We start from the raw sequence: 13674 nt of genomic DNA on the forward strand, positions 1-13674 counted from the left end.
TTTCTGAGGAGTCTGTTATGCCACATGTTATTGTGATAGGTGCGGGAATCACAGGGGTTACCTCTGCTTATGAATTATCGCAACTGGGTTATCAAGTCACAGTGATTGATCGACATTTATATCCTGCAATGGAAACATCATTTGCCAATGGAGGGCAATTATCGGCTTGTAACGCCGAAGTATGGAACCAAAAAGCCACCGTGATTAAAGGCTTTAAATGGATGAGACAAAAAGATGCTCCTCTATTGTTGAACCCTTCATTTAGTTTGCATAAGTATAGTTGGTTGGTTGAATTTCTATCACATATTAAAAACTATGAAGCAAATACGATCGAGACGGTGCGTTTGGCATTGCTTGCTCGTAAGCGTTTGTTTGAAGTTGCTGAAAAAGAGCAGCTTGAGTTTGATTTGGAGAAACGTGGAATTCTCCATATGTATCACAGTAAGGCTGACTACGAGATTGCTAAACAAGTTAATAACGTATTGAACAAAGGTACATTGGAACGCTATTCGGTTTCACCTGATGAAATGAAAACAATAGAGCCATCTTTGACAGGTGACTATTTCGGTGGCTATTACACACCAAGTGATGCGACGGGTGATATTCATAAATATTCAACCTCTTTGGCTGAGAAGACTAAAGAATATGGCGTTCAATATAAGTTCGGCCTAGAAGTTATGGATATCAAGTGCAGCGCAGACAAAGTAGTCGTAACTTGTCAGCCAAGTGATGAGCATCCTTATCTGGTTGAGTCCGATAACATTCAGCTTGAAGGTGATGTACTTGTTGTTTGTGGTGGTGTGGGGAGCTATCAACTTGCCGATATGATTGGTGAGCGAGTAAATGTGTATCCAGTAAAAGGTTATTCAATTACCGTGCAATTAAAAGATGAGCACAGTGTAAAGAATGCTCCTTGGGTGAGTTTACTAGATGAAAGTGCAAAAATTGTGACTTCTCGTTTAGGTAAAGATCGACTGCGTGTGGCAGGGACTGCTGAGTTTAATGGCTATAACCGCGACATACGGGCTGATCGTATTCAACCATTAGTGAATTGGGTTAATCGTAACTTTGATATTTCAACTGAGCATGTGGTGCCTTGGGCAGGGTTAAGACCTATGATGCCGAATATGCTGCCTGTTGTTAAGCAATCTAAACAACCTCGTGTTTTTTATAATACAGGGCATGGGCATTTAGGTTGGACTTTGTCTGCGGCAACCGCAGTTTTAGTCGGTCAGGATATAGCGCAAAAATATCCAGTGTAGAAAGTAAAAAGCCAGTGTTCAAACACTGGCTTTTATTTTTAAGCGTTAATCATATAAGCGGTAGATTCCGCTAAAACGTTCACAGCCTTTTTGCTGGGTTTTCACGTTAAGTAAAGCTTTTTGAAAATTAAACTGATATTTACAGTTGTGCTCATTGTCTAAAATTTCACTTTTTTGTTCAGGTGAACTATAGGCCATCAATGAGATCGTTTGAGTTTCTTTGCGGTTATTTGGATTGCGGTATGCTATCCCTTCAATCTTAATTTTATCTTTCGCGAGCTGATGGACTTGAATGTGTACAGGCTGAGTTGCTATATGTCCATTTTCAAACTTAAGATAATGCTGGGTAAGCGTTTGCTTAAGTGAAGCATAAAAATTTAAGTCATCAGTACGTAAATCAAACTGTTGTTGAATACATGTATTACTCTTGCATTGCTGAGTATTTTTAGACCATAACTTTTGTGTATCCTGTAAAAGCTGTAAGGGGGCATCAGTAACTAAATATGCAGAAAGATATTTATTATTGAGTTGCTTTCTCGATTCACTAAATGTTTTTGAACAGATTTTAAGCTCAGCTCCAGTATTGGAACAGTCTATTGATTCTGCAAAGACAAGAGGTGAACATAAACAACTCAGTGTCACGACAAAACTTAATCTTTTCAATTGATTCATATCAGTATTAGACAGCATGATCGCTTATACTTTCAGTCTACTTTGCTAGGTGTACTATAGCGAAACAGAATGGCTGAATACAAGATTTCTTAAGTTTTTATGGAAGGTAATAATTTATATGGTTGCTCAGATTCGTATTGGACAAGGAATGGATGTACATGCCTTTGAAGAGGGGAACTTCGTTACATTGGCGGGTATTCAAATTCCACATACACATGGTTTGAAAGCGCACTCTGACGGTGACGTTGTACTTCATGCGCTATGTGATGCTTTATTAGGTGCTTTAGCGCTTGGAGATATTGGACAACATTTTCCTGATACTGACCCAGAATACAAAGGCGCAGATAGCCGAGTATTGTTAAAGCATGTTTATCAATTAATCTTAGACCGTGGTTATCAGTTAAATAATGCCGATATTACGGTGGCTTGCGAGCGTCCAAAATTAGCTAAGCATAATCTTGAAATGCGTCAAAGCATTGCTGACGTTCTAAATGTAGATATTAATCAAATTAGTATTAAAGCAACGACAACCGAAAAACTTGGGTTTACCGGTCGTCAAGAAGGAATTTTGGCTACAGCGACTGTTTTAGTCTCTCATCACACCAAGTGATCGGCCTGCTGCAAAGACTGTTGAAGTTCTAAAGTTGCCTTACGGCCTTGTAGCTGTAAGGTAATGCTATGAATGAGTCCAGTCCAAGTCTCATTAGGTTCCCAAATTTCGTGCAATAAATCCTGAGAAGTCGGCATATCCATATTCATATAAAACTGTCTATAGACATACATAAGGCAACTTACGCGTTTATTTTTGGCGCAATGTATCCAGATTATTTCATTTTGCACTAAATGATCAATCAAATCTAAAACTAATAAGCACTGCTCAGCAGAAGGCATCTCCCAATCAATTGGAATATGAATATAATTTAAACCTAGGTCTAAACAAATGCTGTCTTCATTTTCAAGATGATTTGAAGCATTAGTTAAAGCAAGGTTAATGACTGTGCTACAACCAAACTCTTTAATCAATTTTAGTTGTTCAGCAGAAGGCTGGGCCGAGCTAAATAAATGTTCATGAATAATCGAAAATGCGGGAATTTGAGATAATGATTGTTCAAGGGTTGTCATGTTCGCACTCTACAAGAGTAGGCTTAGCTTATTGTGTAGAATGTTATACACGATTCTAGAGAATAGTTGAAATACAGCCTGCTTATATATTCGGCAACGTTATCAAATTTTTAAAAATAATTAACTGGAAGAGTACAAGTCTTATAAAATAAAAAACAGCATCATTAAGATGCTGTTTTTTTAACTCAAAATTTAAGCTTTTTTTAGATTTTCATTCAATAAAAATTCGACTAAAGCTTTTTGAGCATGGAGACGGTTTTCTGCTTCATCCCATACGACTGCATTTTTATAATCGAGCATGGTTTCAGAAATTTCTTCGCCGCGATGAGCAGGTAAGCAGTGCATGAATAAACAATCTGGGTGAGCAAGGCTCATTAATTTTTCGTTAACCTGAAAATCAGCAAATGCTTTTTCACGAAGTTTTTGCTCTTCTTCTTGGCCCATGCTTGCCCATACATCAGTCACAATAAGGTCAGCATTTACTGCTGCATCTTCCGCATTATCATAAAACTCAACGCAATGACCAAACTCGGCTAAAAATTCAGGTTTAGGTTCATATCCTTTTGGAGATGCAATTTTGAGTTTGAAACCCATCATGTGTGCAGCTTCAATATATGAATTACACATATTATTACCATCACCAATCCAAGCAACGGTTTTGCCTTCAATGCTGCCGCGGTGTTCAATATAAGTTTGTAAGTCAGCAAGTAACTGGCATGGATGATGATCATCAGTTAAGCCGTTAATTACAGGAACTTTTGAATAAGATGCAAAGCGTTCAACAATGTCATGACCAAAAGTACGAATCATCACAATATCAAGCATACTTGAAATTACACGTGCAGAATCTTCGATTGGTTCACCACGGCCTAATTGTGTGTCACGAGGCGATAAAAAAATCGCACTACCGCCAAATTGGTTAATACCTGCTTCAAAAGAAATACGTGTACGCGTACTTGATTTCTCAAAAATCATTCCCAATACTTTACCAACAAAAGGCTGGTAGACCTTATTGTCATGTTGCATTTTTTTAAGTTCGCTTGCGCGTTCTAAAATGCGATTAAGTTCTAGAGTGGATAGATCACGTAAAGTCAGGAAATGTCTTAGAGCCATGTAGCTACTCCATAATAATTGTTTTGAAATACAACAATTATCTGTTGTTGGCTGGGTGAATGTGGGAAAAAAGAAGTCTACTATACTATAAGCATTTTAAAATGCAAAAGAATTAGACTTTATGATGGCCTTTTAAGAAAATATCTACACAATAGTTAATATAATCAATGACTTCTTTCTCATTGGGTGGAAGTGGCATTCCCATAATCATTCGCCATTCGATATCACGTAAAATTCCAAAATACATTAAAGAGGAATAATCCGGCGATTCACAAAAAATTTCTTCGGCTTGGTGAGAGATGAGAAGTGCCTGAGCAATAGTATTTTGTACGTCTAGAGCGCACTTTTCATATAGATACTTGCTCAAAGTTGCATTGCATTGTGTTTGCTCAATAACTAGACGCAAAAAAGCGATGTGTTCAGGTTGAATAATATGAGTATAAAAGCGGATCAGGGTTTGAACTAAATAATCGCGTAGAGAGGCTTGCGAAGGCTGAAAGGGTACGCAAATATCTTTAAAGAACATTTCGCGGCGGTAATCGCAAATTGCTGTGAATAAACCATCTTTATTGCCAAAATATTTATATATTGAAGCTTTTGAGCCACCCGCATGATTAACAATGTCATCAAGAGAAACAGCATCATATCCTTTATCCAAAAACAACTCGGTTGCACTTAGCAATAGAGCTAAACGACGTTCAATACCACGACGTGTTTGGGGTTTGTCACATACTGAATGATGTGACTCAAGGACTGGATCATGCATATAATTTCATAACAACGGTTAACTTTGCTTATCTAGTATAGCAAAACTATCTTTAGTGATGGTCATAACCATTTTTTTAGGTCATATGCTGAACAGTAAGTGGCTAATTCAAAAAATAAACTAATAGAAAATATAAGCTTAGTGTTGGTTGTAGATGGGTTTGATGATGTAACCTTATGTTTACATTATATTTTAATCAAAAATCTGATTGAAAAAAAGCGGCTAAGAATGACTTAACCGCTCTGAAGTTAAATAACCAGATTTCTAGGCTTCGGTTTGAGTCACCTTGTGCTCATCTTCTTCGTCATCATCTGCAGAATCCATTCCAAGTTCTTTTAACTTACGTGTTAAGGTATTGCGACCCCAACCTAATAGTTCTGCTGCGTGACGTTTGCGTCCACGTGTTTGTTGCAAGGCTGCGTTAATCAATGTGCGTTCAAACATTGGTGTGGCAATATCCAAAATTTTCATTTCACCATTTTTAAGCTTTTGAATAGCCCATTGATTTAGTAGTTCATCCCAATGATGTAGAGAAATACGTTCAAATGAAGGTGCTGGTTGACTAGAATCACTATTCTTTTGCAATGGAACTTGTTTGAGCTCAGAAGGTAAATCTTCCGGATAAACTTCACGACCAGTAATCATTACAGTTAGCCAGCGGCACGTATTCTCAAGTTGTCGTACGTTACCTGGCCATGGTAACTGTTGCATATAGTCTGTCGTCTCGGTACGTAAGATTTTTGGACTTACGCCAAGCTCTTTACCTGCACGCGCAAGGAAATGCTGCGCAAGCATTGGAATATCTTCACTACGGTGGGCAAGCTTAGGAATGTGAATACGAATCACATTTAAGCGGTGATATAAGTCTTCACGGAAGCGACCTTCATTTACCAGTTTCTCTAGATCCTGATGCGTTGCCGCAACAATTCGAACATCTACTTTAACGGGAATGTGTCCGCCTACACGATAGAACTCACCGTCAGCGAGTACGCGAAGCAATCGAGTCTGAGTTTCAAATGGCATATCACCAATTTCATCAAGGAACAGTGTTCCGCCATTTGCCTGTTCAAAGCGGCCTTGATGCTGAGTATTTGCCCCTGTGAAAGCGCCTTTTTCATGACCAAATAACTCGGTTTCAATCAAGTCTTTTGGTATCGCAGCCATATTTAAAGCAATAAAAGGCTTGGCACGGCGTGGGGAGTGCTTGTGTAAAGCATGAGCAACTAATTCTTTACCCGTACCCGATTCACCATTAATTAAAACAGTAATATGAGATTGCGATAAACGGCCGATAGCACGGAAAACCTCCTGCATTGCTGGAGATTCACCAATAATTTCTGTTGATTGAAGAGGTGAAGCTGTTTTTGTAGCTTCTTGCTGTTGTAGCTTATTAATATGCAGGATCGCGCGATTGACTAAAGCTAAAGCTTCATCAATATCAAAAGGCTTTGGTAAATATTCAAACGCGCCAGTTTGATAGCTTGATACAGCAGACTCTAAGTCAGAATGTGCTGTCATAATAATGACAGGTAAATCTGGATGAGTGTTTTTGACTTTAGATAAAAAAGTTAAACCATCAATTCCAGGCATGCGGATGTCAGTTAAGATGACATCGGGAGCATCATGGTGCAAACGTTCAAGCGCAGTTTGAGCTTCTTCAAAATTGGTAACATCAAAACCTTCCTCTTTAAAGGTCTTTTCCAATACCCATCGCATGGCGCGATCATCATCAATAACCCATATTTTATTTCGCGACACGGTCTGACTCCCAAGGTAAATATAAGCTAAAAATTGTTTTTCCAGGAACAGATTGGCATTCAATCATTCCGTTATGTTGATGCATAATATTCTGTGCAATACTCAGGCCAAGCCCAGTCCCTTTTGCTCGTCCAGTAACCAATGGATAGAATACTGACTCCAAAATACTTTCAGGAATGCCTGGTCCATTGTCCTCTATGTCGACTCGCACTGTAGATCGATTTAGTACACCGTTAATTGTGACAAGACGTTGTATACGTGTACGTAGAATTAACTCCGGTTCGTGATCTATAAAAAATGCTTTGTTTTCTGTTATGGCTTGAATTGCATTTACACTAATGTTGAGCATGACTTGTATTAACTGATCACGATCAGCATTAACATCGGGTAAAGACAAATCATAATCCCGTATAATTTTAATTTTCTTCTTTGTCTGGTTGGCGATAAGTGAACGCACTCGCTCCAAAGGCTCGTGTACGTTAACATTTTCATAACTTGGGAGTTGTCTAGAACCCAACATGGTATCTGCTAAGTTAGTTAAACGATCTACTTCATTAATAATGACATCTGTAAATTCAGCATAACTCTTATCGTTTAAACTGCGAGCGAGTAATTGAGTTGCACCACGAATACCTGCAAGTGGGTTTTTAATTTCGTGCGCAACGCCACGTACAAGCTGCCTAGCGACCTGATGTTGTTGTACCAGATTTTCTTCTTTAGAAATCTTTAACATACGATCAATCGGGTTGAGCTCAATCAAGAGTAATGGGTGATAACTTTTACCTGCATTTAATTGAGACACTGTGTAATCAACATGAAGGTCTTTAAAGTTGACATTAATAACCGCTTCTCGACGAGTATAAGGTTGACCCGTTTTAATAGTGTTTAATAACGCTTCATGTGTATTAAAAGTATCATCTGGTGCATGAAGTAAGTTCAAAACCGGCTGTCCTGAAGCTCGAAGCAAACTAATGTCAAATAGTGCTTCGCAGGCAGAATTTAAGTAAAAAATATTCAAGTTACTATCGATCAATAAAATCGCAGTAGTTAAGTTGTCTACCAATAGGCGATAGTCGATAGGGTTGTGTTGATCCATTAGCGAATCGTTCCTGTCTTAAAATAGCGCAATGGCATCTTCATTGGTTATCGGATTTTCACCGTTATAGAACATGAACGATGCAAAATATACGCCAACTTTGTTTATGGGTTATTTTAAAGTTTTAAAGTATTTAAAAACGCGCTGAAATCGGTCTTTATATCGGTTGATCAAAACTGATGGCTTGAATATAGATAATAACATGATCCAACTTGGTGCAAAGGTGAGTTTTGGTGCAAATGTTGGTCGTATTTTGGTGCATTACACAAAGAGTAGGCTTTCCACCTATGCTTGAGACAAGAAAAGACATACAATACGCGCATTCAAGTGGAGCGCAGATTCATGAAGACCCCCAAAGTCGGTTTTGTTTCTTTAGGTTGTCCTAAGGCATTGGTAGATTCTGAACGAATTTTAACTCAGTTAAAGACTGAAGGTTATCAAGTTGCATCAGATTATGATGGTGCTGATTTAGTTGTTGTTAATACCTGTGGTTTTATCGAATCTGCGGTACAAGAGTCGCTAGATGCAATTGGCGAGGCCATGAGTGAAAATGGTCGAGTAATCGTTACTGGATGCTTAGGCAAAGACGAAGACAAAATTCGTCAAATGCATCCAAACGTTTTAAAGGTTACTGGTGCAGCAGCTTATCAAGATGTAATGGAAGCTGTACATGAATATGTACCAGCACCACCTAAACACAACCCGTTTGTTGATTTGGTTCCTGAACAAGGAATTCGCTTAACACCAAAACATTATGCCTATTTAAAAATATCTGAAGGATGTAACCATCGTTGTACCTTCTGTATTATCCCAAGTATGCGTGGCGATCTAGTATCGCGTCCAGTTGGAAGTTTACTGGAAGAAGCTGCTGCGCTTAAAAGAGCAGGTGTTAAAGAAATTTTGGTTATTTCGCAAGATACATCAGCTTATGGTGTAGATACCAAGTACAAACTTGATTTCTGGAATGGCCAGCCTGTTAAAACAAAATTCTTTGATATGTGTGAAGCACTAGGCCAACTTGGTATCTGGGTGCGCTTACATTATGTTTACCCATACCCACATGTTGATGCGGTTATTGACTTAATGGCACAAGGTAAAATTCTGCCATATCTTGATATTCCATTCCAACATGCAAGCCCGCGTATTCTTAAGTTAATGAAGCGTCCGGCTCACAGTGAAAATACACTCGAAAAAATTAAATTGTGGCGTGAAAAATGCCCGGATCTTGTGATTCGTTCTACATTTGTAGTGGGTTTCCCAGGCGAAACTGAAGAAGATTTTCAAATATTGCTCGATTGGTTAGTTGAAGCTGAACTTGATCGTGTTGGCTGCTTTACCTACTCACCAGTAGAAGGCGCTACGGCAAATGATTTACCCGATCATGTGCCTGAAGAAATTAAGCAAGAGCGTTACGAGCGCTTTATGCAAGTGCAGCAACAAATTTCTGCTGCTAAGTTACAAAAACGTATTGGTCAAACGATGACTGTATTAGTCGATAGTTTGGAAGATGAATATCCTGTTGCTGTTGCACGTTCTTATGCCGATGCTCCGGAAATTGACGGTAATGTCTTTGTAGAAGATATCGATAAGAGCACTATTCAACCAGGCGATATGTTGGAAGTCGAAATCACCGATGCGGATGAGTACGACTTATTTGCAAAGTTAATTAAAATTAAGTCGGTTTAATCGATAACGATTCAAAAAAGCATTCAGTTTAAGAGGTTTTGGAGCAAACTCATGGCGGAAACAATTAGCCCCCGTTATTCACGCATTTTATTAAAACTATCTGGTGAAGCATTATCAGGAAACAAAGACATGGGTATTGATGCCCAAGTTCTTGACCAAATGTCCCTTTCAATTGCTCACTTAGTTGGCTTGGGTGTGCAAGTGGGTATCGTTGTTGGTGGCGGTAACTTGTATCGTGGTAGTCAGTTGCAAAAGGATGGCTTGGTTGGTCGTGTAACAGGCGATCAAATGGGTATGCTTGCAACTGTAATGAACGGTTTGGCTATGCGTGATGCATTAGTTCGCCGTAATATCAGAACTCGCCTTATGTCTGCATTACCAATTGGTACAGTAGTGGAGTCTTATTCAAGTCGTGATGCGATTCGTCACTTGAGTCAGGGTGAAGTTTGTGTTTTTGTTGCTGGTACAGGAAATCCATTCTTTACGACTGATACGGCAGCTTGCTTACGCGGAATTGAAATTGAAGCAAATTTAATTCTAAAAGCGACCAAAGTAGATGGCGTATATAATAAAGATCCAAGTAAATACGAAGATGCGGTTAAATATGATCATTTAACCTTTGATCAGGTATTGGACGAAAAACTTGGTGTTATGGATTTGACAGCTATTTGTTTATGTCGTGACCATAATGTGCCATTACAAGTTTTTGATATGAATAAATCAGGCGCGCTATTGTCAGTAGTCATGGGCGAAAAAGAAGGTACACGCGTTACTAAATAATGTACGTGTTGACGAAAGCTCTTTATACTAGCGCTAAATTAAATTTGTTAAAACATCCTTGAATAAATAAGTAAGGTAGATCATATGATTAACGATCTGAAAAAAGACAGCGAACAGCGTATGTTGAAAACTCTTGAGTCTTTGGAACTAGGGTTTGCTAAAGTTCGTACCGGCCGTGCACACCCATCAATCTTAAATGGGGTAATGGTTCCTTACTACGGTTCTGATGTGCCTTTAAATCAAGTGGCAAACGTTGGTGTTGAAGATTCTCGTACACTTCTTGTTCAGCCATTTGAACGTACAATGGTTTCAGCTATTGATAAGGCAATTCGTGAGAGTGATCTTGGTTTAAACCCAATTACAGCGGATGCAATTCGTGTACCTTTACCTGCATTAACTGAAGAAACACGTCGTGATATGCAAAAAATTGCGCGTAGCGAAGCTGAAAATGCAAAAGTTGCAATTCGTAATATTCGTCGTGATGTATTAGGTGATATCAAAGCATTATTAAAAGAGAAAGAAATCTCAGAAGATGATGAGCGCCGTGCAGGTGATGATATCCAGAAAATCACTGACAAATATGTTGCAGAAGTAGACAAGCGTCTTGCAGCGAAAGAAGCAGAATTGATGAAGGTCTAAATTTTATGACCGATTCAGAAGAGTATCATCTTCCTAAGCATGTTGCCATCATCATGGATGGCAACAACCGCTTTGCAAAAAAAAATCAAATGCAAAAAGGTGATGGACATCGAGAGGGTAAAAATGTTCTTGATCCTATCGTTGAACATTGTAAAAAAACAGGTATTCGTGCTTTAACGGTTTTTGCATTTTCAAGCGAAAACTGGAATCGACCACAATTTGAAGTCGATCTGCTTATGAAGCTTCTTGAAGAAACTATTCATGAGCAAATACCTCGCATGAAGAAATTTAATATTGCTTTGCGTTTCATAGGTGATCGTTCCAGATTACCGTCACACCTAGTTGCCTTAATGGAAGATGCAGAGCAACAGACAGCACACCATAACACTATGACCTTAACTATTGCTGTGAGCTATGGTGGGATGTGGGATATTGCAAATGCAGCAAAACAAGTTGCTGAAGCGGTTTCCCGTGGTGAATTTGGTGCTGATCAAATAAATGTTGATTTGTTCGAAAAATATGTCAGTCTAAACGATCTGCCAGCTGTGGACTTATTGATCCGTACAGGTGGAGATTATCGCATATCTAATTTCTTGTTATGGCAAGCAGCATATGCGGAGCTGTATTTTACTGATACTTTATGGCCAGAATTTACAGTACAAGAATTCGATCATGCATTGAATGTTTTTTCAGGGCGTGAACGTCGTTTTGGCAAAACATCTGAACAAATTCAGCAAGAGAAAATAGAGAACTTATAATGTTAGAGCGGATTGTTACCGCATTGGTACTTGTCGCAGTTGTTTTAGGCTGTATGTTTGCTACGCAATCACATTATCCAATGTTGGTTCTTATGATTGTAGCAGCAGGGGTAGCGGGGTATGAATGGTATAAATTAATGCCCCATGAAACTGTAAATGCTGTAAAGCCAAAAGCCTGGTGCTACGGTCTGCTTGTTGCATTCGTTTCAGGCGTTGCTCTATTTTTCCATGATATTGCATTACTTTTGTGGTCAGCTTCAATTTTGACTTGGCTTGTAAGCGTTTATTGGGTCAAATCTTTTCCTGAATTTGATGGGTGGTATAACGCTACTCTATATGTAATTGGCATTATTTTAGTTTGTGCTGCGGTAACTTCAATTTTTGTTGTCTGGCAAAGTTCGCCATGGTGGTTAATGTATCTGTTCTTACTCGTGTGGGGTGCAGATAGTGGTGCTTACTTTGTTGGCCGTAAATTTGGTAAAAGAAAACTAGCTCCAACCGTAAGTCCGAACAAATCAGTGGAAGGTTTGTATGGTGGTATTATTACGACCATACTGGTAATGTTGGTTGTGCAATACCAATATCTAAATTTAACTTTAATTCAGCAAATCCTGTTTCTTATCTTGTCACTGATTACAGTATTCGGTTCAGTTTTAGGTGATTTATTTGAGTCGATGATTAAACGTCGTGCTGGTATTAAAGATTCTGGACGTGTACTACCTGGTCATGGTGGTGTTTTAGATCGTATTGACTCTTTACTTGCTGCAGCCCCGATCTTTGCAACGGGAATGTATATATTAAAACTTATTGGTGTAGATTTATAAATGACACAATCTGTTTGCATATTGGGTGTAACCGGTTCCATTGGGCAAAGTACCTTAAAAATTTTAAATCAACATCCTGATAAGTATTCAGTATTTGCAATTTCAGCTCATAGTCGAATTTCTGAATTGGTTGATATATGTAAACAATTTCAACCAAAAGTTGTAGTTGTTCCAAAGCAAAAAGTTGACGAATTAGCAGTTTTATTTGTAAAGAATGAATTACAAAATATTGAAATTTTGACTGATCAGGAAGGGCTGGTAAGTATCGCATCTCATCCAGATGTTGATGTAGTTATGGCTGCAATTGTTGGAGCCGCTGGTTTATTACCAACATTAGCGGCTGTAAAAGCTGGTAAACGCGTATTGCTTGCTAATAAAGAAGCCTTGGTCATGTCTGGTGAAATCATGATGCAAGCAGCACGTGATCATCAGGCATTATTATTACCAGTAGATTCAGAACACAATGCTATTTTTCAATCATTACCTCATAATTATTTAGAGGCTGAAAGAAATGGACAACCGCAACAGGGTGTATCAAGAATCTTATTGACCGCTTCAGGTGGACCATTTTTAAACCATTCGTTAGAACAATTAGAAAAAGTTACTCCTGCACAGGCTTGTAAGCATCCCAACTGGTCTATGGGACAGAAAATCTCAGTTGACTCAGCTACTCTTATGAATAAAGGGTTAGAGTTGATCGAGGCATGTCATTTGTTTTCAATATCTGAACATTTTGTTACAGTTGTTGTTCATCCACAAAGTATTATTCATTCTATGGTGCAATATGTTGATGGTTCAACATTGGCGCAAATGGGTAATCCAGACATGTGTACACCGATTGCTCATGCATTAGCATGGCCAGAACGTTTACAGACTAGTGTTCCCGCTTTAGATTTATTTGAGTATTCTCAGCTTAATTTTCAAGCACCGGATATCCAGAAATTTCCAGCACTTGATTTAGCCCGTCAGGCAATGCGTGCGGGAGGGCTGGCACCTACTATTTTAAATGCTGCAAATGAGGTTGCCGTTGCTGCATTTTTAAACCAACAGATTGGATTTACAAATATCCCACAAGTGGTAGAGCATACTTTGCAAAAATTGGAAAACTCAGTTGCTGATAATATCGAGTCTATTTTAAATAAAGATAAAGTAGCACGACATGTAGCACAGCAGTATATATCAAGTATAGGAGGCTGAA

The 13674-nt window shown here is 38.6% G+C and carries 14 protein-coding genes; 8 read left to right on the forward strand and 6 right to left on the reverse strand.

The features are described from left to right. Positions 1-17 precede the first annotated feature (17 nt). Positions 18-1262: a D-amino acid dehydrogenase gene (locus tag ACTJJH_RS01280; RefSeq protein ID WP_440600585.1), complete on the forward strand. Its 1245-nt coding sequence runs from the start codon at positions 18-20 to the stop codon at positions 1260-1262. Positions 1263-1307: 45 nt separating this feature from the next. Here the strand turns inward: ACTJJH_RS01280 and ACTJJH_RS01285 are convergent, their stop codons facing one another. Beyond that, on the reverse strand, positions 1308-1952 hold the full coding sequence (locus ACTJJH_RS01285; RefSeq protein WP_410559622.1) for an A1S_1983 family putative colistin resistance protein: 645 nt from the start codon (positions 1950-1952) through the stop codon (positions 1308-1310). 100 nt (positions 1953-2052) lie between these two features. On the opposite strand from ACTJJH_RS01285, the gene ispF reads away from it, so the two are divergent. Beyond that, positions 2053-2544 carry a 2-C-methyl-D-erythritol 2,4-cyclodiphosphate synthase gene (gene ispF / locus ACTJJH_RS01290; protein ID WP_002115651.1) on the forward strand — a complete coding sequence of 164 codons (492 nt, stop codon included), beginning with the start codon at positions 2053-2055 and terminating at the stop codon, positions 2542-2544. Here the strand turns inward: ispF and ACTJJH_RS01295 are convergent. From ACTJJH_RS01295 to glnL, 5 genes are all read right to left on the reverse strand, one after another. Next, on the reverse strand, positions 2532-3056 hold the full coding sequence (locus ACTJJH_RS01295; RefSeq protein WP_410559620.1) for a protein tyrosine phosphatase family protein: 525 nt from the start codon (positions 3054-3056) through the stop codon (positions 2532-2534). The genes ispF and ACTJJH_RS01295 overlap by 13 nt on opposite strands. Before the next feature lie 192 nt (positions 3057-3248). After that, positions 3249-4169 (reverse strand): ornithine carbamoyltransferase, encoded by a 921-nt coding sequence (gene argF / locus ACTJJH_RS01300; RefSeq protein WP_440600586.1) that lies wholly within the window; start codon positions 4167-4169, stop codon positions 3249-3251. Between the two features lie 112 nt (positions 4170-4281). Beyond that, on the reverse strand, positions 4282-4935 hold the full coding sequence (adeN, locus tag ACTJJH_RS01305) for a multidrug efflux transcriptional repressor AdeN (protein ID WP_044102149.1): 654 nt from the start codon (positions 4933-4935) through the stop codon (positions 4282-4284). 264 nt (positions 4936-5199) lie between these two features. After that, positions 5200-6693 carry a nitrogen regulation protein NR(I) gene (gene glnG, locus ACTJJH_RS01310; protein WP_002115702.1) on the reverse strand — a complete coding sequence of 498 codons (1494 nt, stop codon included), beginning with the start codon at positions 6691-6693 and terminating at the stop codon, positions 5200-5202. After that, positions 6680-7789, reverse strand: a complete 1110-nt coding sequence (gene glnL, locus ACTJJH_RS01315) for a nitrogen regulation protein NR(II) (protein ID WP_002115631.1) — start codon at positions 7787-7789, stop codon at positions 6680-6682. The genes glnG and glnL overlap by 14 nt, the downstream gene beginning before the upstream one ends. 342 nt (positions 7790-8131) lie before the next feature. On the opposite strand from glnL, the gene rimO reads away from it, so the two are divergent. From rimO to ispC, 6 genes are all read left to right on the forward strand, one after another. Continuing rightward, complete coding sequence (rimO, locus tag ACTJJH_RS01320) at positions 8132-9475, forward strand: 30S ribosomal protein S12 methylthiotransferase RimO (RefSeq protein ID WP_440600587.1); 1344 nt, start codon at positions 8132-8134, stop codon at positions 9473-9475. A gap of 51 nt (positions 9476-9526) precedes the next feature. Further along, the gene (pyrH, locus tag ACTJJH_RS01325) at positions 9527-10255 is read left to right on the forward strand and encodes a UMP kinase (protein ID WP_000852257.1); all 729 of its coding nucleotides are present in this window, start codon (positions 9527-9529) and stop codon (positions 10253-10255) included. Positions 10256-10339: 84 nt separating this feature from the next. After that, on the forward strand, positions 10340-10894 hold the full coding sequence (frr, locus tag ACTJJH_RS01330) for a ribosome recycling factor (protein ID WP_002115638.1): 555 nt from the start codon (positions 10340-10342) through the stop codon (positions 10892-10894). Positions 10895-10899: 5 nt separating this feature from the next. Further along, on the forward strand, positions 10900-11652 hold the full coding sequence (gene uppS, locus ACTJJH_RS01335; RefSeq protein WP_002115643.1) for a polyprenyl diphosphate synthase: 753 nt from the start codon (positions 10900-10902) through the stop codon (positions 11650-11652). After that, the gene (locus ACTJJH_RS01340) at positions 11652-12476 is read left to right on the forward strand and encodes a phosphatidate cytidylyltransferase (RefSeq protein WP_017385994.1); all 825 of its coding nucleotides are present in this window, start codon (positions 11652-11654) and stop codon (positions 12474-12476) included. Before uppS ends, ACTJJH_RS01340 begins: the two co-directional genes overlap by 1 nt. Next, positions 12477-13673 (forward strand): 1-deoxy-D-xylulose-5-phosphate reductoisomerase, encoded by a 1197-nt coding sequence (gene ispC, locus ACTJJH_RS01345; protein WP_032036525.1) that lies wholly within the window; start codon positions 12477-12479, stop codon positions 13671-13673. It abuts the gene before it with no gap. The last annotated feature ends 1 nt before the right edge of the window (position 13674 follow it).

Source organism: Acinetobacter sp. 22301 (assembly GCF_052045285.1).
Lineage (GTDB): Bacteria > Pseudomonadota > Gammaproteobacteria > Pseudomonadales > Moraxellaceae > Acinetobacter > Acinetobacter pittii.

Excerpts from the sequence above, each read along its gene's own strand:
- adeN (WP_044102149.1), bottom strand. The coding sequence starts at position 4,935 with ATGCATGATCCAGTCCTTGAGTCACATCATTCAGTATGTGACAAACCC.
- glnL (WP_002115631.1), bottom strand. The coding sequence starts at position 7,789 with ATGGATCAACACAACCCTATCGACTATCGCCTATTGGTAGACAACTTA.
- ACTJJH_RS01285 (WP_410559622.1), bottom strand. The coding sequence starts at position 1,952 with ATGCTGTCTAATACTGATATGAATCAATTGAAAAGATTAAGTTTTGTC.
- ispC (WP_032036525.1), top strand. The coding sequence starts at position 12,477 with ATGACACAATCTGTTTGCATATTGGGTGTAACCGGTTCCATTGGGCAA.
- ACTJJH_RS01295 (WP_410559620.1), bottom strand. The coding sequence starts at position 3,056 with ATGACAACCCTTGAACAATCATTATCTCAAATTCCCGCATTTTCGATT.
- pyrH (WP_000852257.1), top strand. The coding sequence starts at position 9,527 with ATGGCGGAAACAATTAGCCCCCGTTATTCACGCATTTTATTAAAACTA.
- ACTJJH_RS01340 (WP_017385994.1), top strand. The coding sequence starts at position 11,652 with ATGTTAGAGCGGATTGTTACCGCATTGGTACTTGTCGCAGTTGTTTTA.
- ispF (WP_002115651.1), top strand. The coding sequence starts at position 2,053 with ATGGTTGCTCAGATTCGTATTGGACAAGGAATGGATGTACATGCCTTT.
- frr (WP_002115638.1), top strand. The coding sequence starts at position 10,340 with ATGATTAACGATCTGAAAAAAGACAGCGAACAGCGTATGTTGAAAACT.
- argF (WP_440600586.1), bottom strand. The coding sequence starts at position 4,169 with ATGGCTCTAAGACATTTCCTGACTTTACGTGATCTATCCACTCTAGAA.
- ACTJJH_RS01280 (WP_440600585.1), top strand. The coding sequence starts at position 18 with ATGCCACATGTTATTGTGATAGGTGCGGGAATCACAGGGGTTACCTCT.
- rimO (WP_440600587.1), top strand. The coding sequence starts at position 8,132 with ATGAAGACCCCCAAAGTCGGTTTTGTTTCTTTAGGTTGTCCTAAGGCA.
- uppS (WP_002115643.1), top strand. The coding sequence starts at position 10,900 with ATGACCGATTCAGAAGAGTATCATCTTCCTAAGCATGTTGCCATCATC.